At 69.8% G+C, this 22,516-nt stretch carries 19 protein-coding genes and 1 CRISPR repeat array; of the genes, 5 read left to right on the top strand and 14 right to left on the bottom strand.

The annotated features are described in order from the left end of the window. Positions 1 to 19 precede the first annotated feature (19 nt). The 8 genes from ACZ63I_RS17030 to ACZ63I_RS16995 form a co-directional block, all read right to left on the bottom strand. The gene (locus tag ACZ63I_RS17030; RefSeq protein WP_469339389.1) at positions 20 to 2,737 is read right to left on the bottom strand and encodes a glycoside hydrolase family 38 N-terminal domain-containing protein; all 2,718 of its coding nucleotides are present in this window, start codon (positions 2,735 to 2,737) and stop codon (positions 20 to 22) included. A 13-nt stretch (positions 2,738 to 2,750) separates the two neighbouring features. Then, the gene (locus ACZ63I_RS17025) at positions 2,751 to 3,557 is read right to left on the bottom strand and encodes a carbohydrate ABC transporter permease (RefSeq protein ID WP_469339943.1); all 807 of its coding nucleotides are present in this window, start codon (positions 3,555 to 3,557) and stop codon (positions 2,751 to 2,753) included. Between the two features lie 47 nt (positions 3,558 to 3,604). Beyond that, positions 3,605 to 4,552, bottom strand: coding sequence for a carbohydrate ABC transporter permease (locus ACZ63I_RS17020; RefSeq protein WP_469339387.1), 948 nt, complete (start codon positions 4,550 to 4,552; stop codon positions 3,605 to 3,607). Between the two features lie 7 nt (positions 4,553 to 4,559). Continuing rightward, positions 4,560 to 5,894 carry an ABC transporter substrate-binding protein gene (locus ACZ63I_RS17015; RefSeq protein ID WP_469339386.1) on the bottom strand — a complete coding sequence of 445 codons (1,335 nt, stop codon included), beginning with the start codon at positions 5,892 to 5,894 and terminating at the stop codon, positions 4,560 to 4,562. A 222-nt stretch (positions 5,895 to 6,116) separates the two neighbouring features. Then, positions 6,117 to 7,121, bottom strand: a complete 1,005-nt coding sequence (locus ACZ63I_RS17010) for a LacI family DNA-binding transcriptional regulator (RefSeq protein WP_469339385.1) — start codon at positions 7,119 to 7,121, stop codon at positions 6,117 to 6,119. A gap of 105 nt (positions 7,122 to 7,226) precedes the next feature. Next, on the bottom strand, positions 7,227 to 7,862 hold the full coding sequence (locus ACZ63I_RS17005; protein ID WP_469339383.1) for a DUF1345 domain-containing protein: 636 nt from the start codon (positions 7,860 to 7,862) through the stop codon (positions 7,227 to 7,229). Positions 7,863 to 8,163: 301 nt separating this feature from the next. Beyond that, positions 8,164 to 9,309: a CRISPR direct-repeat array (repeat unit 29 nt; unit sequence GGGACCATCCCCGCGTGGGCGGGGAGCAC). A gap of 151 nt (positions 9,310 to 9,460) precedes the next feature. Next, the gene (locus tag ACZ63I_RS17000; protein WP_469339381.1) at positions 9,461 to 10,267 is read right to left on the bottom strand and encodes a PIG-L deacetylase family protein; all 807 of its coding nucleotides are present in this window, start codon (positions 10,265 to 10,267) and stop codon (positions 9,461 to 9,463) included. Continuing rightward, entirely contained in the window at positions 10,240 to 11,142 is a 903-nt protein-coding gene (locus ACZ63I_RS16995; RefSeq protein ID WP_469339379.1) for an NmrA family NAD(P)-binding protein, read from the bottom strand. Before ACZ63I_RS16995 ends, ACZ63I_RS17000 begins: the two co-directional genes overlap by 28 nt. A gap of 107 nt (positions 11,143 to 11,249) precedes the next feature. Here ACZ63I_RS16995 and ACZ63I_RS16990 point away from each other — a divergent pair, with 107 nt between their 5' ends. From ACZ63I_RS16990 to cobF, 3 genes are all read left to right on the top strand, one after another. Beyond that, positions 11,250 to 11,807, top strand: a complete 558-nt coding sequence (locus ACZ63I_RS16990; RefSeq protein WP_469339377.1) for a TetR/AcrR family transcriptional regulator — start codon at positions 11,250 to 11,252, stop codon at positions 11,805 to 11,807. 89 nt (positions 11,808 to 11,896) lie between these two features. Further along, a complete protein-coding gene (locus ACZ63I_RS16985; RefSeq protein ID WP_469339376.1) occupies positions 11,897 to 12,757 on the top strand; it encodes an alpha/beta fold hydrolase in 861 nt (286 codons plus the stop codon). Between the two features lie 25 nt (positions 12,758 to 12,782). After that, positions 12,783 to 13,577 (top strand): precorrin-6A synthase (deacetylating), encoded by a 795-nt coding sequence (gene cobF, locus ACZ63I_RS16980; RefSeq protein ID WP_469339374.1) that lies wholly within the window; start codon positions 12,783 to 12,785, stop codon positions 13,575 to 13,577. A 112-nt stretch (positions 13,578 to 13,689) separates the two neighbouring features. Here cobF and ACZ63I_RS16975 read toward each other — a convergent pair whose 3' ends face one another. The 5 genes from ACZ63I_RS16975 to ACZ63I_RS16955 all read right to left on the bottom strand — a co-directional run bounded on the left by ACZ63I_RS16975 (position 13,690) and on the right by ACZ63I_RS16955 (position 19,597). Next, positions 13,690 to 14,568: a geranyl diphosphate 2-C-methyltransferase gene (locus ACZ63I_RS16975; RefSeq protein ID WP_469339372.1), complete on the bottom strand. Its 879-nt coding sequence runs from the start codon at positions 14,566 to 14,568 to the stop codon at positions 13,690 to 13,692. A gap of 15 nt (positions 14,569 to 14,583) precedes the next feature. Next, positions 14,584 to 15,828: a family 2 encapsulin nanocompartment cargo protein terpene cyclase gene (locus tag ACZ63I_RS16970; protein ID WP_469339370.1), complete on the bottom strand. Its 1,245-nt coding sequence runs from the start codon at positions 15,826 to 15,828 to the stop codon at positions 14,584 to 14,586. A gap of 82 nt (positions 15,829 to 15,910) precedes the next feature. Beyond that, positions 15,911 to 17,323: a family 2B encapsulin nanocompartment shell protein gene (locus tag ACZ63I_RS16965; RefSeq protein ID WP_469339369.1), complete on the bottom strand. Its 1,413-nt coding sequence runs from the start codon at positions 17,321 to 17,323 to the stop codon at positions 15,911 to 15,913. Between the two features lie 263 nt (positions 17,324 to 17,586). Beyond that, positions 17,587 to 18,348, bottom strand: a complete 762-nt coding sequence (locus ACZ63I_RS16960) for an alpha/beta fold hydrolase (RefSeq protein WP_469339368.1) — start codon at positions 18,346 to 18,348, stop codon at positions 17,587 to 17,589. Between the two features lie 31 nt (positions 18,349 to 18,379). Further along, entirely contained in the window at positions 18,380 to 19,597 is a 1,218-nt protein-coding gene (locus tag ACZ63I_RS16955; protein ID WP_469339367.1) for an MFS transporter, read from the bottom strand. Positions 19,598 to 19,671: 74 nt separating this feature from the next. Here ACZ63I_RS16955 and ACZ63I_RS16950 point away from each other — a divergent pair, with 74 nt between their 5' ends. Further along, positions 19,672 to 20,427 carry a DeoR/GlpR family DNA-binding transcription regulator gene (locus ACZ63I_RS16950; protein WP_469339365.1) on the top strand — a complete coding sequence of 252 codons (756 nt, stop codon included), beginning with the start codon at positions 19,672 to 19,674 and terminating at the stop codon, positions 20,425 to 20,427. A gap of 199 nt (positions 20,428 to 20,626) precedes the next feature. Beyond that, the gene (gene qcrB, locus ACZ63I_RS16945) at positions 20,627 to 22,186 is read left to right on the top strand and encodes a cytochrome bc1 complex cytochrome b subunit (protein ID WP_469339364.1); all 1,560 of its coding nucleotides are present in this window, start codon (positions 20,627 to 20,629) and stop codon (positions 22,184 to 22,186) included. A 42-nt stretch (positions 22,187 to 22,228) separates the two neighbouring features. Here the strand turns inward: qcrB and ACZ63I_RS16940 are convergent, their stop codons facing one another. Beyond that, positions 22,229 to 22,498, bottom strand: coding sequence for a CPCC family cysteine-rich protein (locus tag ACZ63I_RS16940; RefSeq protein WP_469339362.1), 270 nt, complete (start codon positions 22,496 to 22,498; stop codon positions 22,229 to 22,231). Between the last annotated feature and the right edge of the window lie 18 nt (positions 22,499 to 22,516).

Below are 22,516 nucleotides of genomic sequence, written 5' to 3'. Positions count from 1 at the left end.
GTGCGCGCGTTGTCGTGGCTCACCGGACCACGACTGTTCTGATCTCCCAGGGCCCGAGGGTGAGTTCGAGTGCGTCGCTGACCGGTGTCGTGCCGAGCGGCCGGCCGAGCAGATCGACGGTGGTGGCCTCGGTGAACGCGCCGGTCACCCGGGCGGTCGAGCCGGTGTCACTCATCGCGACCAGCCGCACCTCGATGCCGGTTTCCGGGAGGCGGCGGACGCTCGACACGAGAACGTCCGCCCCTTCGACGCGCACACCCGTCTCGGCGGGCGGCAGTTGACCGCCCGCCGCCCCGGTCCCACGGGTGACCAGCACGTCGTTGTGGAACTCCTCGGCGAGGGCCACCGCGTGTGCGCCCTGCCAGCCGGACGCCGACGGCAGGACGGCGAAGCGGTTCTCGATGCGCACACCGAGATCCTGCGCGCCGGGCGCGGGGATCTCGCTCGCCGCCGGCTCGTCGCGCAGCGGATGGATGTTGACACTGATGGAGCCGATCGCCCGCAGCAGCGTGATGGCCAATTCGCTTCCTTCGCCGACGAGTTCGTACTCGGTGGAGTGGTCCAGCAGGACGTTCGCCGCGCCGGCCGAGACGAACGAACTCGCGGGAAACGTCGGGATCGGGTACTCGCCCCAGCCGCCCTCGGCGGTCAGCCCGCGCTCGGTGACGGCGAACTGCCCGGCGGACGCCGACCCGGCCACCGGTTCGGGCAGCGGTACGTGGAAGCGCAGCCGGTGATCGGCCGACTGGTTGAGGAACGACGTGGACACCCGTACGAACGGCTCACCCACCCGCACCTCCACCAGCGTCTCCACCGGTGTGCGGACCGTACGGTCGCCGCGCACGTCGCGCTCGGCGGAGAGCGCGGCCGGCCACTCGTAGCTCCGGGTGATCCGCAGCCGCGACCGCAGCGGGCCGCTCTCCAGCGGTTCGACCGTGACGTCCACCGGCTCGGAGACGAGCACATCCTCCCCCGGCGGTGCGTAGTTGTAGCTGTCGCCCCGGTCACCGCCGTCCACGAGACGGCCCACTCCGCGCAGTACGGTCCCGTCGGCGCCGGTCACGTCGAGCGTGCCGTCGGCTCCGACCGTCACCGCGACCTGTCCGTTCGACAGTGTGCGGTCCGTGCCGGTCGCCGGGGTGAGATCCGTCGCCAACTCGGCGGTTCCTGCGGTCGGTTCGACCCGGAAACTCGTGAGCCCGGATGCGGGCACGCGCACCGGCACCAGCGCGGTCGCGCGGGCTTCCTCCAGTGTCAGCACCCGCCACTCGCCGGGGTGCGCGGCAGCGGCGGCGGCCACGTCCCGGCGCAGGATCAGCAGGTCGAAAGGCCCGCCGGCCGGCACCTCGGCGAGGTGGAAGACCAGGGCTCCCGGGGTGAGTTCGTAGCGGTCGATCAGCCGGCCGAAGAGTTCACGGCGGTGGATGCGGCGCAGCACCCGTTCGAGCTGCGAGGCGTCCATGCGCTCGTCGCTGAGCACGGTCGGCGCCGTCGAGATCAACTGCACCGGATACGCCGATCCTTCGGCGCCGGTCGCGACCAGTCCGGTGCCCTCCGGCGGCGCCGCGACATCGACCTCGGCCAGCGACGTGCGCGGGAACGGCAGCGGGTTGGCGACCAGGTAGCCGTCGCTCGGCACCCGGGCTGCGGGCTCGGCGAGGGCCGCGTCCCGTACGGCACGCGCGGTGTGGGTGGCTTCCGCGAGCCGCGCCTCGACCTGGTCGGAGGTCTCGTCGGTGCCGGAGCCGACGACCGAGTCGTGCGCCGTCGACTCGATGATCTTGTGCCAGGCGAGCGCGAGGAACGGCGAGTCGTCGCGCCCGGACCACAGCGCGTTGATCCGCTCGGCGTGGTCGACGGTCCGTTCGGCGACGGCCATCCGCTGCTTGAGTGCGAGCCGCACGGAGAGCACACCGGGGAGGATGTTGCCGCGCACATGGCTGCGCAACTCCCCGGTGACCACGGCGGAGACGTCGTCGCGCACATGCTCGCTGATGTACTCCGCGAGGGTCGCGAGGGTGATGGGACGCTGCTCACTGGACGCGTTCCGCAGCCAGCCGGCGAGCCGCGGGTCGGGTGCGTTGTGGTCGGTGCCGGCCATCGCGAGCAGCGGGTCGCCGCCCCACCGCTCGGCCGTCATCTGCGCGTACTCGTCCAGTGCCCGGCCGATCTGGTCGGGCACGAGCAGCACGTCGAGGCCGTTGTCGTACCCGTCGAAGAGGAACTCGGTGCGCACCTCCGAGCCGTCGGGCGCGCGCCAGCGGAACGCGTGGCCCTCGACGGAGCCCGGCACCCCGCGCCACAGCGCGGCGTGCTCGATCCCGGCGCGCGCCAGGATCTGCGGCATCTGCGCGACGTGGCCGAACATGTCCGGCAGATAGCCGACGGGCATCGACCCGCCGAGCTTCGCCGCCGCCGCCCAGCCCATCTGCAGGTTGCGCACGATGGTCTCGCCCGAGCAGAGGAACTCGTCGAGCAGGATCAGCCAGGGCCCGACGGCGAGTTGGCCGTTCGCGACCAGGGCCTTCACCCGGTCGGTGTTCTCCGGCCGCATCTCCAGATAGTCCTCGACAGCGGCCATCTGCCCGTCGACGGTGAACCGGAAGTCCGGGTCGGCCTCGGCCGTCTCCAGCACGGTGTCGAGGGCGGCGACGAGCCGGTGCCGGAACACCTGGAACGGCTCGTACCACTCCCGGTCCCAATGGAAATGGGGCACGAAAACGGCGGAGTTCTGCATGAGGAAGGGGACCTTACTTGAGGGAGCCGGAAGCGAGCCCGGTACGCCAGAAGCGCTGGAGGAGGATGAACACGATGATCACCGGCACGATCGAGACCAGGGAGCCGGTGATCACGGACTCCTGGAGCAGCGGCGCGCGGGCGGTCTGGCCGTTCCACTCGTAGAGGCCGAGGGTGATCGGGAACAGCGACTCCTTCTGCAGCATCACCATCGGCAGGAAGAAGTTGTTCCAGATGGCGACGAACTGGAAGAGGAAGATGGTCACCAGCGACGGCGTCATCAGCTTGAACGCCACCGAGAAGAACGTACGGAACTCGCCCGCACCGTCCAGCCGCGCGGACTCCAGGATCTCCTGCGGGACGGCGGCGGCGGCGAAGATACGCGCCAGATACACACCGAACGGGCTGACGATGCTGGGCAGGAACACCGCGAAGTAGGTGTTGACGATCCCGGTCGCCGAGAACAGCAGGAACAGCGGCAGCGCGAGCGCCGTGGTGGGCACGAGCACACCGCCGAGGATGACCGAGAACAGGAACTCCCGCCCGCGGAAGTGGAACTTGGCGAGCGCGTAGCCGCACAGTGCGGAGATCAGCGTGCCGACGGCGGCGCCGAGTCCCGCGTAGATCACGGTGTTGAGCGCCCACCGGCCGAAGATGCCGTCGCTGCGGGTGAACAGGGTGCTCAGATTGTCGAACAGGTTGAAGTGCGAGAATGCGAGACCGTTGGTGGAGGCCAGGTCGCCCTGCGGTTTCGTCGCCGCGACGATCAGGAAGTAGACCGGCAGCAGGAAGTAGATCGCCAGCAGGAACATCAGAGCCATGACGGCCGTGCGGCTGACGCGGCTTTCGCGGTTCAGGGTCTGGTTGCTCACAGTCCGGCCTTCTTCGAGGTCAGTCGCATGAAGCCGAAACTCAGGACGAAGGTGATGACGGCGATGACCACGGAAATGGCCGCCGCCTGCTGGTAGTTGTTTCCGGACGCCACGGCGTACGCGAGCATGTTCGGGGTGAACGTGCTGGAGATGTTCGAGGAGATCTGCCGCAGCACGGCCGGCTCGGCGTAGAGCTGCAAGGTGCCGATGATGGAGAACACCGTGGTGAGGACGATGGACGGGGCGATGATCGGGACCTTGATCTGCCACGCGATCGTCCAGTTGCTCGCCCCGTCGAGCTTCGCTGCCTCGTACAGCTCCTGCGGGATCGCCTGGAGCGCCGAGAACATGATCAGCATGTTGTAGCCGGTCCACAGCCAGGTGGACACGTTCGCCGCCGACCATAGCACGGCGCCGGGTCCCAGGAAGTCGGGTTGCAGCCCGATGTGCTTCAACAGGTCCACGAGCGGGCTGAGTTGCGGCGAGTAGAGATACGACCACATGATCGCGGCGATCACACCGGGCACCGCGTACGGCGTGAACGCCGTGATGCGGAAGAACGCCTTGAGCCTCAGCAGGGGAGTGTCGAGCAGCAGCGCCATGACCAGCGCCACGAACAGCATGACCGGCACCTGCACGATGCCGAACAGTCCGATGCGTCCGATGCTGGACCAGAACTCGGTGTTCTCGAAGACCTTCCCGTACTGCTCGAAGCCGCCGAAGGTCGTGTACGACGTGCCGTACTGGCCGCCGGTCCGGCGCACCACACGCAGGCTCTGCCAGATCGCGTAGCCGACCGGCACCAGGTAGAACAGCACGAACGGGAGGAAGAACGGCGTCACGAACGCGGCGATGGTGCCCGCCCGCGGGCCGCCGCCGTTGAGGCGGCGGCGGCCCCGGGGTGCGGCCGGCACGCCGGTCGCTGGGGTTGCGGTGTCAGTCATGCGGCAGTCACTTGCCCGCGGTAACCGGGATCGCCTGATCCTTCATCGACTTCAGCGCGGCGGCCTGGGCTGCGGCGAGGGCGTCGCTGAGCGTGCCGTCGCCCGCCGCGGCCTTCGCCATCGCGTCCTGGAGGGCCAGGTTGACCGTCTTCTGCGTGGGGCTCCAGGCGAAGCTGGTGTCGATGTTCTTCGACGAGTCGGCGAAGACGTCGAAGATCTTCTCGTTGTTGTAGTACGGGACGCCCTGCGAGAGCGCGGGGAGCTTCGTACCGGCGGTGGCCGCCGGGTAGAGCCCGCCCACCTTGTTCTCCAGCGCCAGCGCCTCCGGGTCGGTGTTCAGCCAGGAGTTGAACTTCACCGACTCGTACAGGTGCTTGCTGCCCTTCATGAACCCGACGGTGGAGCCGCCCCAGTCGCCGGACGCGGGGTTCGAACCCCAGGTCGGCATCGGGACGATCGACCACTTGCCCGCCTGCTTGGGCAGGTTGTCGCGGAACATGCTGTAACCCCAGGCGGCGCCGACGTAACTGGCGATCTGGTCCTTCTGGTACGCGGCGTACATCTGCGTCGAGCCGTTGGCCAGGTCGGTGCGCACGACCTTGTCGTCGATCAGCTTCTGCCAGTACTCGCTGACCTGCTTGCTCTGCGCGGACTCGACGGTGACGTGCCACTTGTCACCGGAGTAGTCGTACATGTGCGCGCTGTTCTGCCACAGCAGCCCGTTGAACCACTCGGCGTTGTTCGGGTCGAAGAACGTCATGGTGAGGGCGGGGTCGGCCTTGTGCAGCTTCTCGGCGGCAGCCGCGTACTCGTCCCATGTCTTCGGGATCGCGATGCCGTGCTGCTTGAAGAGGTCACTGCGCACGTAGAGCGCCATCGGTCCGGTGTCCTGCGGGAAGGCGAACACACCGGTGTTGTCGAAGCTGGCCTGCGACCAGGTCCACGGCACGAACTTCGACTGCGCGTCCTTGGCCGCCGAGCAGGCGGAGGCGTCCACGAACGCGTTCTGGGTGCGCAGGGCGGGCAGTTCGTCGTAGCCGACCTGGGCGAGGTCCGGGGCCTTGCCCGCCTTGAGGGCGTTGCCGATGGTGCCGTACTGGTCGTTGGAGATGTTCTTCGACTGGACCTGGATGTCGGGGTTCTTCTTGTTCCACAGGGCGACGACCTGCTCCATACCGGGAACGGTGTTCCAGTACTGGAGTGTGACCTTGCCCTTGGCGGGCGCACAGGAGGCCGCGGACGCCTTGTCCGACGGAGCGGGCGAAGAGCACCCGGCGAGGAGAGCGATACCGGCTGCCGCCGCGACGGCGGCGAGGCGGATGCGCGTGACTGTGCTGCTCATATTTTCCGTTCCAGAGAACGACTAGCGGAGGCGCTAGACGGGTCGACGTTGACTCCTCAAGGCGGGATGCCTTCTGGGCAGGTACTTCAGGCAGGTACTCCTGGCCCGTGAGCGTTCCCGTGAACGTTCACGGGAACGCTCACGTGGTGGAAAGTGTTCGAAATTTTGCGCTCCCGTGCGGTCGAGTGTCAAGACTTTCGAGTCACCCACGAGTCCAGCAGGTTAAGCGGACCCGGCGAGTCGCAGCTCGGCCCGTACGACGAGACCGGCGGTACCGAGCGGATCCCCGCCGGTCAGCAGCCGTGCCACCTGCTCGATGGCGAGCCCGCCGAGCTTGCGTGTGTCGAGCGCGACACTGGTGAGCGGCGGCTCCACGAGCGCGCCGAGCTGCAGACCGTCGAAGCCGATCACGGCCAGGTCCCGCGGCACACTCCTGCCGAGCCTGCGCGCCTCGCGCAGCGCGCCGATGGCGATGATGTCGTTGAACGTGAACACCGCGGTGACGTCGGGGTACGTGGCGAGCAGGGTCCCCAGCGCCGCACCACCGCCGTCCGCCGACTGGTCGGCGCCCACCACTCTGCCGGCGTCGATGTCGTACGCCTTGGCCGCCGTGGTGAACCACTCGCGGCGGATGCTCGGCTCGGCGCGGCCGTGGTGGTCGAGCATGCCGATGTGCGTGTGCCCCTGGGCGACCAGATGCGCGACGGCGGCGTGGACGCCCTCGGCGCCGTCGATCCAGATCGAGCTGAACCGCGCGGTGTGGTGCTCACGGCCGATGAGCACGACCGGCATGCCGCGGGTGAATATTTCCAGCTCGTCCTCGGGGCGGCTGAAGTACCCGACGACCGCGTCCACCTGGGAGCTGATCACCTGCAACGTGCCCAGCTCCTCCTCGGCCCGGTCGGCGGTGTCGTACACGACGACATGCCAGCCGCGGGCCCTGGCCGCCTCCAGCGCCGCGGCGGCGACCTCGGTGAAGAACGGGTTGAGCAGATCGGGAATGACCAGCCCGATGGTGGTGGTGTCCTGCCGAACGAGCCCGCGGGCGAACCGGCTGGGCCGGTACCCGAGCGCACGGGCCGCGTCGAGCACCCGCTGCTTGGTCGAGCCGTCGATCTCCCCCTTGTCGTTCAGGGCCCGCGACACGGTCTGCCGGGACACCCCGGCGGATCTGGCGACATCGTTGATCGTGACTTTGCGGGGTTCGGTCCCCGACGCCGACACCATCGCCCACCTCCTGCTTATCGCGGACGCCGGTGCGCACGCAGAGCCTGAGTATGCCTGGGCGGGCGGGAAGCATGCTGCGAGGCACGGACGGAAGAACGACGAGACTCACCCGGTGACGATTCCGGTGACGAGGTTGATGGTGGTGGCGAGGATGCTCGTACCGAAGACGTACGAGAGCAGGCAGTGCCGCAGCGCGACCGCCCGGATCGTCGAGTCGGACACACCGGTGTCGGACACTTGGTACGTCATGCCCAGGTTGTAGCTGAAGTAGAGGAAGTCCCGGTACGCGGGCGGCTCGTCGGAGTTGAAGTCGATGCCGCCGTCGGACGGGCTGTAGTACAGGTACGCGTAGCGCGAGGCGTACATCAGATGCAGCGCCGCCCACGCCATGAACACGCCGGCGAGCGCGAGCGCGGCGGCGGCGTTGCCCTGCCGCGACTTCCCCGCGAGGAGCAGGACGACGATGCCGACCAGCCCGCACAGCGCCGTCGCGACGACGACGAGTTCCTCGATCGCGGGCTTGAAGTCCTCGCGCTGGGCGTTGCGGTGGGTGCGGCCGGCGTCCATCGGCCACAGCACGAACCAGCCGGTCACGACGAAGACGGTCTCGGTCACGGCGATGCCGGTGAGGAGACCGACCGGGTTCTCGGCCGGAATGCCGACGAGCACGCCCACGACGACGCCGAACAGCACGGCGCCGATCAGCCGGGGGAGCGCGTGCAGTGGCAACCAGGACGTCATGCCGCGTAACGGTACAAGATCGCCGCCGGACCGAGGCGGTAATGCGCGTGCGCGGGGTTCCGGGCGTACGCGAAACTGCGCCGATGAGTTCCCGAACGTCCTCGACCACCTCCTCGACAGCCTCCTCGACGCCGTACGAACGGGCCCTGCGACACGTCACGGAGTGCTCCTACGGAGCCCCCCTGGACCCGGCGCTGCGCGTGACGCTCAACTTCCACCCGGACCGACTGGTCGGGGGCAGGCCGATCCTGGACGCCCTGGCGGAGGACGGCGGTAGCCCACGGCCGTTCTTAGCGGCGATGGGACCATCCCCGCGCGGGCGGGGAGCAGCCGCAGTACACCGCGGAGAACCAGGCCGCCCAGGTACCATCCCCGCACGTGCGGGGAGCAGACCGCCGTCCATGCGGACGCAGCCGCTCCCGAGGGACCATCCCCGCGCGTGCGGGGAGCACGAAGTCTCCACGGTGCCCGACTGGAAGTCCTTGGGACCATCCCCGCGTGGGCGGGGAGCACGCTGACGTAATCGTGGCACACCTTGATCGGCGAGATGAACTTCATGACCTCGGGACCATCCCCGCGTGGGCGGGGAGCACCCCGCGCCGGGGCAGGTGGCCCCTCCGGGCGAGGGACCATCCCCGCGTGGGCGGGGAGCAGTTGCCACGGAAGAAGGAGAGTCGGTGCTTTGCGGGACCATCCCCGCGTGGGCGGGGAGCAGGACCGGGCCTTCAACGCAATCATGGCCGACGAGGGACCATCCCCGCGTGGGCGGGGAGCAGTGCAGGGTGTCCCAGACGCCCTGCTCGACCGCGGGACCATCCCCGCGTGGGCGGGGAGCAGCCGCCGGGGTGGGTGCTCTGGCCCAAGCACACGGGACCATCCCCGCGTGGGCGGGGAGCACGAGTTGCCCATGCTGCTCTGCCCTTGCCACGTGGGACCATCCCCGCGTGGGCGGGGAGCACTCTTCGGTATCGACACAGTCTGGTCGGCCGACGGGACCATCCCCGCGTGGGCGGGGAGCACGCCGAGGGGCGGCTCGCCAGCGACGGGCCACTGGGACCATCCCCGCGTGGGCGGGGAGCACCCTCAACCTGCTCCGGGGGCGGCAGGTCAGGGGGGACCATCCCCGCGTGGGCGGGGAGCACGTGATGATGGTCAGGAAAATGTGTAAGCCGTGGGGACCATCCCCGCGTGGGCGGGGAGCACGCAGACAGCGACCGTGCAGCCCCTGAGATCGTGGGACCATCCCCGCGTGGGCGGGGAGCAGCCGGCTGATCAGCGGCTCACGCGCGGCCGACCGGGACCATCCCCGCGTGGGCGGGGAGCAGGTCTTGGGCTTGCGTGCCGCGAGGTTGGCCTCGGGACCATCCCCGCGTGGGCGGGGAGCAGACGTCCCGGGTGCGGCCCTTTGCGGGTCGCGCGGGACCATCCCCGCGTGGGCGGGGAGCAGTCTTCGTGGCCTGCGGTTTTAGTCGTGCGGGGCCCAGGTTCGCGCCAGCTTCGTTGAATCCGGCATATCGGGCAATTAGGGCTCGTTCCTCAGGTGTGTAGCTGTTGGTCCGTCAGTCGGGCACTGACGCAGAATACGGCCGTCGTTGCCCTCATGGGTGTCCGTCGAGTTGTTGCCGCAGGCCGACTCCGGGGTGGGTGAAGCTGATGCGGGTGTAGTGCTCCGTGCTCAGGATTCGGTCGCGGGGCTCCTTCGCGAGGGTGGACAGGAGGGCGGGGAGTGAGCGGGGGGTTTTCAACTGGCTTTGGTGGGAGCGGATCGCTTGCCATTTTTCGTTCAGTCGCTCCGTCACGTCCACCGTCGCCGTCACGTATTCGTCCGGCACCGTCATGACCGTTTTGCCTACTTGCGTCAGGAGCGGACCCAAGTCGGCCACCCCGGACGCCGGGTGGGTTGCTGCGTAGACGGCCTTCGGTTGCCAGGGTGCGCCTGTTTCCGGGTAGAGGTGGGCGAGGGCTGACGCCTCTACCGCCAACAGCGTTGCCCGGTGGGTGTGGCGGTGGTCCGGGTGGGCTGTTAGTTGGCCCAGGGCGTCGTGGGTGATCACGATTTCCGGGCGGAACGCCCTTACCCGCTCGACCAGTTGGGCGATCACCTCGTCCAGTGGTGCGTCGACGAACCGTCGGCGGCCCGGTGACGACGCTTCGTTGCGGGCGTCGGCGTAGCCCAGCATGTGGGGTTGGCCGGCGCCCAGGATGGCGCAGGCGGACGCCAGTTCGGCGGCGCGGGGGCTGTTCGGGGACCAGGTGGTCGTGACGACCGATGTGCGCGCGCCGGTGGCCGCGTGTTGGGCCAGCACTCCGCCCGCCAGGAGGGATTCGTCGTCCGGGTGGGCGAACACGCCCAGCAGGGACGGGAATGCGGTCGGTGTCACGCCGGCCAACTCGTCCGTACCCACGTCTCGAAGGGTGTCAGCGGCAGGCCCAGGGCCCTCGCGAACTCCGGGTGCGCCGGCTGGGCGGTCTCGTTCAGGTGGGACTGCCCGAATCCCATGTCGGGCATTCCCGCCGCGAGCGCCTCCTCCTTCGTCATGTCGGGCGCGGGCAGTTCCCTCCCCGCGGCGCGGGAGAGCACGTTTGCGATCTCCGCCATCGTCAGGCTGTCGCTCGCCAGCTCCAGTTCGACCCCGTCGAACCGTGCCGGTTCCGCGATCGCCGCCGCTGCCGCCGTGCCGATGTCGTCGACCGCCACCAGCGACAGCCGGGTCGCCGGCTTCAGCAGGCTCACCAGGCCGCCCTCGACTCCTCGCGGGAACATGATCTCCAGGGACGGCAGGAAGTTCTCCATGAAGAAGCCCGGCTTGATCAGCGTCCAGTGCGCGAAGCCCGCCTCGCGCACCCGGTCCTGGATCCCGGACTTCGCCGTGTAGTACGGCTCCATCCAGGCCCAGTCGTCCTTGACCCAGCTCGTGTGCTGCCCGGCGCCCGAGACGGAGGTGTGGACGAACTGCGGTACGCCCGCGGCCCGCGCGCCCTCGATCAGGTTGGCCGCCTGGGCGACCTCGCCCTCGAAGCCGCGCCCGTTCATGTCGGGCATCTGGACCGAGAAGGCGGCGCGCGCCCCCTCGGCGGCGCGGGTCACCGAGCCGAGGTCGTCCAAGTCGCCGGTGACCAGTTCGGCGCCGAGCGCTTCGACGGCCTTCGCCCGGTCGGTCGCGGGGTCGCGGACCAGCGCCCGGACGGGAATGCCGGAAGCGAGCAGGGCGCGGGCGGTGGCGCCGCCCTGCCGGCCGGTGGCGCCGATGACCAGGGCGGGTGCGGATGGTGTCGTCATGGTGATCCTCGGGTCGTGAAGAAGCGCAGCTAAGTGGCGAGGCCCGCCACTTACCTTCCGGTACGATACGGAGGGCCCCGCCACTTAGCAACCCCGGAGATGACGCCATGACCGTCCAGCGCGCCGACGCCCGGCGCAACTACGCGCGCATCCTCGCCGTCGCCGAGGCGGAGGTCGCCGCGCACGGCGGCGGTGCCTCCCTCGAACAGATCGCCCGCGTCGCTGGAGTGGGCTCAGCGACCGTGCGCCGGCACTTCCCCGGCAGGCGCGCGATGCTGCAGGCGGTGTTCAGCGAGCGGGTCGAAGTCCTGTGCGCCCGCGCGGCGGAGCTGGCCGACGCGGCCGACGCGCGGGCCGCACTGCTGGAGTGGCTGGGCGACCTCACCACGTACTCCGCCTCCGCACGGGGCATGGCCGACGCGCTGGTCCAGGACGGGGCGGACGACGCCGAGCACGTCAACGTCTGCTCGGCGAAGCTCGGCGGGGCCGTCGACCCGCTGCTGCGCAACGCCGCACGGGCCGGCGCCGTGCCGGCCGATGTGACGGTCGCCGACCTGGTCACGCTGGTCACCGGCATCGCCCTGGCCACCGAGCACCACCAGGACCCCGTCGCCGAGGCGCACCGCCTCCTCGGCCTGACGGTGCACGGCCTCAGCCCGCGCTGACCTCATCCCCCGCTGACCAGGGTGACTGTGCACGGACGTCGCGGGTACCGGGACGTGAGGGGGCTGCCATTTGTGCGAGAGGAGGGGCGATGTTCGACAACTTCGCGGCTGAGCACCGGCAGGTCGACGACGCGTCGATCTTCGTCCGCCACGCGGGGGAGGGCCCGCCGGTGCTGCTGCTGCACGGCCACCCCCGGACGTCGGCGACCTGGCACCGCGTCGCACCGCTGCTGGTCCGGCGCGGCTTCACCGTCGTCTGCCCCGACCTGCGCGGATACGGTCGCTCGCGGGGCCCGGCGCCGACGGCGGACCACTCCGCCCACTCCAAGCGCGCCGTCGCGAACGACCTCGTCGCCGTGATGCGCGCGCTGGGCCACGAACGGTTCGCACTGGCCGGCCACGACCGCGGCAGCTACGTGGCGTTCCGGCTCGCCCTCGACCACCCCGAAGCGGTGTCGCGCGTGGCGTTCCTGGACGGTGTGCCCCTCTCCGAACATCTCGCCCGCATCAGCGTGCAGTTCGCGACGCGGTGGTGGCACTGGTTCTTCTTCGCCCAGCCGGACATCCCGGAGCGTGTCATCAACGCCGACCCGGACGGCTGGTACCGCGGCGATCCGCTGACCATGGGGCAGGAGAACTACGACGAGTGGCGGCAGGCCACCCGCAATCCCGCCGTGGTCCGGGCCATGCTGGAGGACTACCGCGCCGGTCTCACGATCGACCGACGCGACGAGGAAGCCGACCGCGCCGCCGGTGCGCGGCTCCGCTGCCCCGCCCTGATCCTGTGGTCGCTACGTGACGATCTGGAGGACCTGTACGGCGACCCGGTGGACCCCTGGAAGCGCTGGGCCGGCGACGTACACGGACATGGCATCGACTCCGGGCACCACATGGCCGAAGAGGCGCCGGAAGCCGTCGCCGCTTCCCTGGGTGACTTCTTCGGCGGCTGAGGCGGACAGCGAGGACAATCGCCCCATGAGCGACACTGAGCCGCGGCACCTCCTGGTCATCGGCATCGGGGCAGGCGACCCCGACCACCTGACACTCGCCGCCGTGAAGGCCATCGGCAGGGCCCAGGTCTTCTTCGTACTCGGCAAGGGTCCGGAGAAGAACGCCCTGACCCAGTTGCGCCGGGACATGCTCGACGCGCACGCGTCCGGCCCGTACCGCGTCGTCGAGGCCGACGACCCCTGGCGTGACCGCACCCAGCACGAACGGGCCGGCTACACGACGGCCGTCCACGACTGGCGGGAGCGGCGCGCCGACGTCTGCGAACGGCTCATCCGCGACGAACTCGCGCCCGGTCAGTGCGGGGCGTTCCTGGTGTGGGGCGATCCCTCGCTGTACGACAGCACGCTCGGCATCCTCGAAGACATCAAGGCCCGCGGCGACGTGCCCTTCGACCACGAGGTGATCCCCGGCATCAGCAGCGTCTCCGCCCTGGCCGCACGCCACCGTGTCCCCCTCAACCAGGTCGGCCGGCCCGTCCACATCACCCCCGGCCGCCGCCTCGCCGAAGGCTTCCCCGACGACGACGGCGACATCGTCGTCATGCTCGACGGTCACCAGACGTTCCGGCATCTGACCGGCAGGGGCCTGTGGATCTACTGGGGTGCCTACATCGGCACACCCGACGAGATCCTGGTGGCCGGGCCGCTGGACGAGGTCTCCGACCACATCCAGCAGGTACGCGCCGAAGCGCGGGCCCGGCACGGCTGGATCATGGACACCTACCTGCTGCGCCCCGGTCCCGCCGGCACGGACGGCTGAGGAAGCCCGCCGTACGGACGCGGCCGACCGGGCACCGTCCGCCGGTGGAAGGTCCGGAGCCCGGGGTGCCGGACCCCGGACCTCCCGGACGGCGGCCGGTGCTACGCGCCGGTCAGACGCGGTCCGCCGCGATCAGGACGTACTGGAACGAGCCGTCCCTGTACGAGTTGATGAACGCCTCCTCGATGCCGGTGACCAGCTCGGACGTGGCCCGCAGCTCCCAGTACGGCAGCGTCTCAGGCGTCAGGTCGATGACCGCCTGCGGTACGAGGCGGTGGTCGGCCATCGCCTTCAGATACTCCCTGCGCGAGTGGATGTTGCACTCGAAGTGCGCGTTGATCTGGGAGACCCACTTCGACGGCTGGCCGTAACGCGGGTTCCAGCAGCCGGTGATGGTCACGTACCGGCCGCCCACCCCGAGCACGCGGGAGTGTTCGGCGAACAGGTCGTCCAGGTCGACGTACATGCTCGACTCGTTGTTCCAGGAGCCCGCCGCCTGCCCGGTCTCGAAGGGCGTGTCGAGCATGTTGCACACCCGCGCGCGGACATGGTCGTCGATGCCGAGTTCATGGGCGCGGCGGTTGGCGAAGTCCGCCTGCTTGGCCGACAGCGTGACCCCCTCGACGTTGCAGCCGAACCGCTGGTGGGCCATCACCATCGAACCGCCCCGGCCGCAACCGGCGTCCACGAGTGTGTCGGCACGCCCGACGGGACCGAGGTGGTCCAGGAGGACCTCGGCCTGCGCCGACTCCAGCCGGTGCAGCTCGGCGATCAGCCGCTTCTCGTACCCGCTCTCGTGCGGCTTCCCGAGGGCCGCGTGGTCGACGTCGCCGATGCCGTAGTGGTGGTGGTAGAGCCCGTCCACGTCGCCGAGGCGCAGATTCACCGGCCGCGCCTCCCCGTCCCAGTAGCGGGCGATGTCCCCCTGGTAGGGAGAGGCGGGGGTGGGGATGAACACAGAGGTACCGTTGGTGAGTTCGGTGCTGGTCACAGTGAGATGCGCTCCTTACCAGAAGTCGGGCAGGCTGTAGCGGTAGGTGTTCGTGCGGTGCCAGTAGTGGTTGCCGTCGACCCACACGGCCACGCCCCGGAGGAAGCGCAGCACGTTCGGGACGGGGCAGGCCGCCGCCAGGGCGGCGGCCTCGGATTCGAAGGCGTGCATGAGTTCGTTGTGGACCTCGACCGCCTTCAGATAGGCGTCCTGGTCGGACATGCCTTCTTGTTCGGCGATCACCACGGGCAGATTCAGATGCCGGCCGGGGCTGTCGAGTTCCTTGGTGTACGAGTACAGGTCGTTGACGATGGTGGTGGCGTTGCCCGCGAGCGCGATGACCCGCTGCATGGCCGGCTGGGCGTGCAGGTCGGCGGGCAGTTCGTAGCCGCCGACGGTGTCGGTGATGGTGGGGCAGGGGCGGAAGTTGTTGAACTGGCGCATCGCCAGGTACTCCCACACCTCGGGCACGTGGTCCGTCTCGGACCACGCGGCCTCCGCCAGGTAGCCCAGATGCAGCCGGGCCATGTCGTGCCGGTACCGGTCGGCCTGCGAGGCGGTGGACTTCTGGGTGAAGTACGCCATGGCGGAGCGGTAGGCGCGCCGGGGGCCGTCCGACTCCAGCGACCGCGCCCAGGCCGGTTCGTACTCCTTCGTGGTGTGCAGGGTGTCGAGAGCCGTGTGCGCCATCAGGAGGCGGCTGCCCAGCCCCACGGGTGAGCCGCCGTGGTCCTCGCAGTAGCAGTCGTCCACCGCGTTCTCCGCGACCATCAGCCGGGTGGCGATCATCAGGTGGTCGACGGTGGGCGCGTCCGGATGGCAGGCGACCATGTAGCGGCCGACGGAGAAGCCGTCGAACTGGTCCTCCCACTCGGGCGGGAACGCCTGGACCTCGTCCACCGCCCAGGTCTTGATCCTGCGGCTGACCTCCGCGACCCGCGCCGCGTCGGGCTCGGGCACCGGGTGGTGGTAGAGGCCCGGGATCGGTGTGCCCTCCGAAGCGGCCTCCGCTGCCGCCCCCGGTGCGCTGTCCGCGCTGTCCAACACCGACGCGCTGTCCGACACTGACGTGCTGTCCGACGCGCTGTCCGGTGTGGCCCCCGGCGCCCCCTCCGTCGGTGGGGCGGGCTCCGCAGGAGCCGGTGGCTCCGCGCGTCGGCGGCCTAAGTGCAGACCGGCCGTGCCCAGACCGCTCGGGCCGCACAGGAGCCGTTCCAGGACGGGGCTCAGCTCCAGAGGGGAAAGCCCAGGATCGGACATCCGTAACTCCTAGGTGAGGTGGTGGGTTTCGCTGGTGGCGCTTCGGCGCCGATGGGGCCGAAGCCGCCGACAGGGCGGCGCCCTAGTCGGGCCGGTGGGCGATCTGCACGTTCTCCAGCACGCCGAGCGCGTCGGGCAGGAGGATCGCCGCCGAGTAGTAGGTCGTGACCAGGTACGAGATGATCGCCTGCTCGTTGATGCCCGTGAACCGCACGGACAGGCCCGGCTCGTACTCCTCCGGCAGACCGGTCTGGCGCAGGCCGATGACGCCCTGGTTCTCCTCGCCGGTGCGCATGGCGAGGATCGAGCTGGTGTTCTCCTTGCTGATGGGGATCTTGTTGCAGGGCAGGATCGGGACCCCGCGCCAGGCAGGCACCCGCTGGCCGCCGAGGTCGATGTGGTCCGGGTAGAGCCCGCAGGCGTTGAACCCGCGTCCGATCGCCGCGATCGTCCTGGGGTGGGCCAGGAAGAGTTTGGTGCCGCGGCGGCGGCAGAGCAGATCGTCGAGGTCGTCGGGGGTGGGCGGCCCGGAGTGCGTCTCGATGCGCTGTTTGAACGCGGCGTTGTGGAGCAGACCGAATTCGCGGTTGTTGATCAGCTCGTACTCCTGGCGCTCGCGCAACGCCTCGATCGTGAGCCTCAGTTGCTCCTCGGTCTGGTTCATCGGACCGTTGTAGAGGTCGGCGACGCGCGTGTGGACGCGCAGCACCGTCTGCGCGACGGAGAGTTCGTACTCGCGGGGGTGGAGTTCGTAGTCGACGAACGCGCCCGGGAGTCGGGCCTCTCCGGTGTGACCGGCCGACATGGCGATCTCGGCCTCGCCGTGCCGGTTCTGCCGCCGGTCGGAGAGCGAACCGAACTCCTGAAGATGGGACCGGAGGCCCGGCGCCGAGGACAGCACGGCGTCGAAGTCGGCCCGGGACAGGGTGAGCAGGGTGCCGGAGGTCTCGGCGGTGGCGGTGGAGTCCCACGTCAATTCGGTGTCCAGCAGGGCGTTCTCACCGAACCTGCCGCCGTCGGCGAGCGTGGCGACGGTCACCGCGTCGCCGTACTTCCCGACGGAGGTCTGCTTGATCCGGCCGTGGGCGATCAGATGGAGCTGCTCGGCGGGGGCGCCGCGTTCGGCCAGCACCTCGCCCGCGCGGAAGTCACGCTGGACGCACCGGCCGGCGAGCGCCGCCAGCACCTCGTCGTCATCGAAGCCGCGCAGCAGGGCCAGTTCGCACAGCTCACGGGGGACCACGCGGACATCGGCGCCGTCCTGGACGAACTCGATCTGCCCGTCGCCGACGGTGTAGTTCAGCCGGCGGTTCACCCGGTACGTGCCGCCCTTGGTCTCGACCCAGGGGAGCATCCGCAGCAGCCAGCGGGAGGTGATCTCCTGCATCTGCGGCGCTGACTTGGTCGTGGTGGCGAGATTGCGCGCGGCGGCGGTGCCCAGGCTGGACTGCGGAGGCGGCTCCGCCGGTGCTTCCTGACTGGTCTCTACGGTCATCGGGCGACTGCTCCTTTACGACTTCTACGACGGCGGTGATGGGCGTACGCGCGCCAGGCGAGAAAAGACGGAGAGAGCACAAGAGGAGATAGCAGGGGGTAGGGGGTGAATCGCCGGCAATCCGTCCAGACACCAAGGAACCGTAACGGGGCATACGTCCAACTCGCCCGGGATGCAGGTCGAGTTACTTCGATGCGGCGATCTCGCCAGGCATCAGGTTTATCGCCAGGACCGGCGGTGTACGGACTGGGTGAACAGGGGAATCAGCGGCGGTCGGTCAGGAAGTCCACGATCGAAGCGGTGAACTCAGGGACGGCGGTCGCCGTCCCGTGGTTTCCGGGCACCACGGCCCGCTTCCCGTACGGGAGCGCCTCGGCCAGCTCGTCCGCCGAACCGGCCCGCTCGTCCTCGCTGCCCACCAGCACGAGGGTCGGTACGTGCACACCGCCGAGCAGTTCCAGGGGCGTGGCGACAATCGAATCCAGCACATGGACGAGAGCGACGGGGTCCCCGGCGCCCGCCAGCAGCCGCTGCGCGGCCCGCTCCTCCGGCGAACCCGGTGCGAACGACTCCGACCCGGCGTAGACCCGCCGCATGAACGAGCCCGCCCCGCCGCCGAAGCCCAGCACCTGCCGCAGTCCCTGGCCTGCGACCACCGCCCGCCGGGGTGCGGCGCCGCGCACCAGCAGCCGCGCCACGATGCGGCCACCCAGCGAATAGCCCCCGAGGTCGTAGTCGTCAAGACCCAGGTGGTCGAGGAGCGCGAAGGCGTCGTCGGTCAGCACGTCGGCGGGGTACGCCTCGGCCTCATGGGGCTTCGCGCTCGTACCGTGCCCGCGGAAATCCGGCAGGATCACCCGGTAGCCGTGCGCCGCGATCGTCTCGGCCTGGCCGTGGCGCAGCCACATCGTCCCGTCCAGGGAGATGCCGTGCAGCAGGACCAGCGGCCTGCCCTCGCCCAGTTCCCGGTAGCCGAGGCGCACACCGTCAGGGGCGGAGAAGTAGGACACGGCAGGGCTCGGCATGGGGTCGAGCATAGCCAGGCGCGGGGCCGGCTCATGCCTCCTGGGACGCCGCCGTCTTGGCGACCGGGGTCTCGGCCGCGTCCGCCGGCGCCGACGGCTTCGCGTCGAGGATCCTGGCCGTGAAGCAGGCCAGTACGCAGAAGGCCACGGGCAGGAAGAACGTGACGTTGAGCGGTACGAACGCGGTCAGCGGTCCGATCACGGCAGGTCCGGCGAGCATGCCGAGGTAGCCGAGCCCTGCCACACGGGAGACATTCGTACCGGCCGCTTCCGGGTCGGTGTGGCCCGCGGCGCTGAAGAGCTGCGGGATGCAGCCCGACAGACCGGCTCCGAAGAGGGCCCAGCCGACCAGCGCCGGGGGAACGGCCGGGGACAGCGCGGCCAGGGTCAGTCCGCCGGCGGCCAGGGCCGAGCCCCAGCGCAGCACCGCGACCGCTCCGACCCGCGCGGCCACCCGGTCGGTGAGCAGGCGGCCGACGGTCATGGCGGTGGCGAAGGCCCCGTAGGCGAAGGCGGCGGTGGCGGCGGGCGCGTCCAGTACGTCATGGAGCTGGAGCGTGCTCCAGTCGTTGGCCACGCCTTCGCAGAGCATCAGCATGAAGGCGAGCACGGCCAGGATCCAGATCCGCCGGGGTGTCTTGCGCTTGCCAGCCGAGGCCGCCGGGCCGGCGCCGTCCTCATGGACGGCCGGCTCGGGCCGCAGCAGCGCGGGGGCGACGAGAGCGGCCGCGACGACGCCCAGCAGCGCCATGATGCCGAGCGTCGTCGCGGCGCTCCAGCCCGCGCGCAGGGTGAGCGCGCCGACGAGCGCGGCGATCACACCGCCGATGGAGAACAGCGCGTGGAAGGCGGACATGATGGGCCGCCCGTAGCCGCGCTCGACCCGCACCGCGTGCGCGTTCATGCTCACGTCCAGACAGCCGTTGCCGAAGCCCAGCACCACCAGCGCGCCGCCCAGCGTCCAGGCGTTGGTGGCCAGGCCGGGCAGCACCAGCGCCGCGCTGCACACGGCAGCGCTCACCGGGACGACCCTGCGGGCGCCGAACCGGTCGGTGAGCGGCCCCACCAACTGCATACCGGCGAAGGCGCTGCCGCCGAGCAGCAGCAGGAGCCAGCCGAGCAGTGCGTGGCTGACGCCGGTCCGCTGCTCGACGGTGGGGATGTGGACGATCCAGATCCCCATGATGAAGCCGTTGAGCACGAAGTAGGCGAACGTGGCCAGCCGGCCGGCCCGAAGTGATCTGTCCATGGTTACGAACATAACGAACATGGAAAGTGTTCACAAGATTGCGATTCGAACGCGCCTGATGTTCAATGCCGGGTATGAGCACAGACCGACTGAGGCAGATCAGCGACGCGGTGCGCGAGACCGGCCGACGCAGTGTCGCAGAGCTGGCTGAACTCACCGGCGCCTCGGAGATGACCGTCCGGCGCGATCTGGAGGTGCTGGCCGACCAAGGGGTACTGGAGCGCTACCGCGGCGGAGCGCGAAGCCTGCTGCTGCGCGGTGAGGAACCGCCCTTCGCGCTCAGGACCCAGGAAGGCCTTGAGGCCAAACAGCTCATCGCCGCCGAGGTCGCCTCGATGATCGCGGACGGCGAGTCGGTCGTCGTCGACAGCGGCACCACCTGCCTGGAAGTGGCCCGCGCGCTTCAGCACCGACGGCTGACCGTCATGCCGTTGTCGCTGCACGCGGCCAACGAACTCACCGGCGGTGCGCAGTTGACGCTGCTGCTGCCCGGCGGTCAGCCGCGCCCCGGTGAACTGGCCCTGACCGGACCGCTGGCCGAGGCGTCGCTCGCCGCCCTGCGCTTCGACACCGCCGTCATCGGCTGCTGCGGCCTGACCGTCGCCGACGGCCTGACCGCGTACGATCTCGCCGACGCGACGATCAAACGCGCCGCGATCACCTCGGCCCGCCGGGTCATCGCCGTCGCCGAGGCCGTCAAACTCTCCCGTACGGCCCTGGCGTTCGTCGCCCCGGCCGCCGCGCTGCACGCCGTGGTGACCGAGCGGTCCGCCCCGCAGGACGAGACCGACGGGCTGACCGCGGCAGGGGTCTCCGTACGGAAGGTGTGACTCCGGGCTGACCCTCTGCTGGGACCGCACCGTACGTCGCTGGGACCGCACCGTACGTCGCTGGGACCGCACCGTACGTCGCGGCCAACGGCCCTGTGTCCTGCGCCACATCGGACCCCGCCGATGTCACAACCGCACCCCCCGCGCCGTCATGTGTCCGGACGGAACTGTCCATCCTGGCCGTTTCTGGGGGACACGGATGAGTACGACACGACAGGCACCCGCGGGTGAGCGCATGGCCGACTGGGCGGACGGCCGGCTCGGCGTCTACGGCCTGGGCAGGGCGTATCTGCGCAAGGTCTTCCCGGACCACTGGTCCTTCATGCTGGGCGAGATCTGCCTCTACAGCTTCATCATCCTCGTCCTCACGGGCGTCTATCTGACGCTCTTCTTCCACCCGTCGATGAACGAGGTGGTCTACCACGGCAGTTACGCCCCGCTGAACGGCATCAGGATGTCGGAGGCGTACGCCTCCACCCTGGACATCAGCTTCGACGTGCGCGGCGGACTGCTGATCCGGCAGATCCACCACTGGGCCGCCCTGGTCTTCCTCGCCGCACTGCTCGTGCACATGATGCGGCACTTCTTCACCGGCTCGTTCCGCAAGCCCCGCGAGATCAACTGGCTGTTCGGCTGGCTGATGCTGGTGATCGGGCTCTTCGAGGGGCTGACCGGCTACTCGCTGCCGGACGACCTGCTGTCCGGTACGGGGATGCGGTTCGTGGACGGCGCCGTCCTCTCCACGCCCGTCGTGGGCACGTACCTGTCGATGTTCCTGTTCGGCGGGGAGTTCCCGGGACACGACATCGTGTCGCGCTTCTACTCCGTGCATGTGCTGCTCTTCCCGGGAATCATCGCCGCGCTCGTCGTCGTCCATCTGATCCTCGTCGTCCACCACAAGCACACCCAATTCCCGGGCCCCGGACGGACGGAGACGAACGTCGTGGGAGCGCCGCTGATGCCGGTGTACATGGCGAAGGCAGGCGGCTTCTTCTTCCTGGTCTTCGGGACGATCGCGGTGATCGCGGCGGTCGCGGCGATCAACCCCGTCTGGTCGTACGGCCCTTACCGCCCCGACCAGGTGTCGACCGGTGCGCAGCCCGACTGGTACCTCGGCTTCTCCGAGGGGCTGATCCGCATTATGCCGGGCTGGGAGATCAACGCGTGGGGACACACACTCGTCCTCGGTGTGTTCGTGCCCCTGATGATCTTCCCGCTGATGCTGGTGTTCATCGGCGCCTATCCGTTCGTCGAGGCATGGACAACCGGCGACCGCCGCGAACACCATCTGCTGGACCGGCCGCGCAACCGGCCGGTCCGTACGGCCATCGGCGCCGCGTGGATCAGCGAGTACCTCGTCCTGCTCGTCGGCGGCGGGAACGACCTGTGGGCGACCCACTTCCATCTCTCCATCAACACCATCACCTGGACGGTGCGGGTGGCGTTCTTCGTGATGCCGGTGATCGTCTTCATCGTCACCAGACGCGTCTGCCTGGGGCTGCGGCAGCGCGACCGGGAGAAGGTGCTGAACGGCAGGGAGACCGGCATCGTCAAGCGGCTGCCGCACGGCGAGTTCGTCGAGGTGCACGAACAGCTCTCGCCGGCCGAGCTGTTCACCCTGACCCAGGGCGAACAGCCGCAGCCGCTACGGCTCGGCCCCGCGACGGACAGCAACGGCGTCACCCGCAGAACCGGCCTCGCCCGGCGGGTGCGGGTACGGCTGTCGCGGGCGTTCTACGACGAGGAGTCCCGGGTGTGACGACGGCGGGCGGAAGGCCCCCTTCCGCCGTCACCCGCCGCGTCACCCGCCGGGCACTTCCTCGGGGAGCGGCCGCCGCACCCGGCCCGCCCGGCGCTGCTCAGACGCCCCGAACGCCGCGTAGTTCTGTCTGGCTTCGCGCAGCGTGACGTGGTTGGGGCCGCCGATGTACCGGTCCGGATCGCTGTGGTCCGAGCCGTCGTCCTCCCAGCCGCACACCGGGCAGATCTCGTAGAAGCCCCGCTCGGCCAGTGTCAGATTGCCGCAGACGAGACAGGGGACACGGGCGGCGGCCGGCTCGCTTTCGGTCATGCGTGGTGGCCCTTCTCT

The organism is Streptomyces sp. NPDC087906, from assembly GCF_055584925.1.
This window is presented reverse-complemented; position numbering and strand designations above follow the sequence as displayed.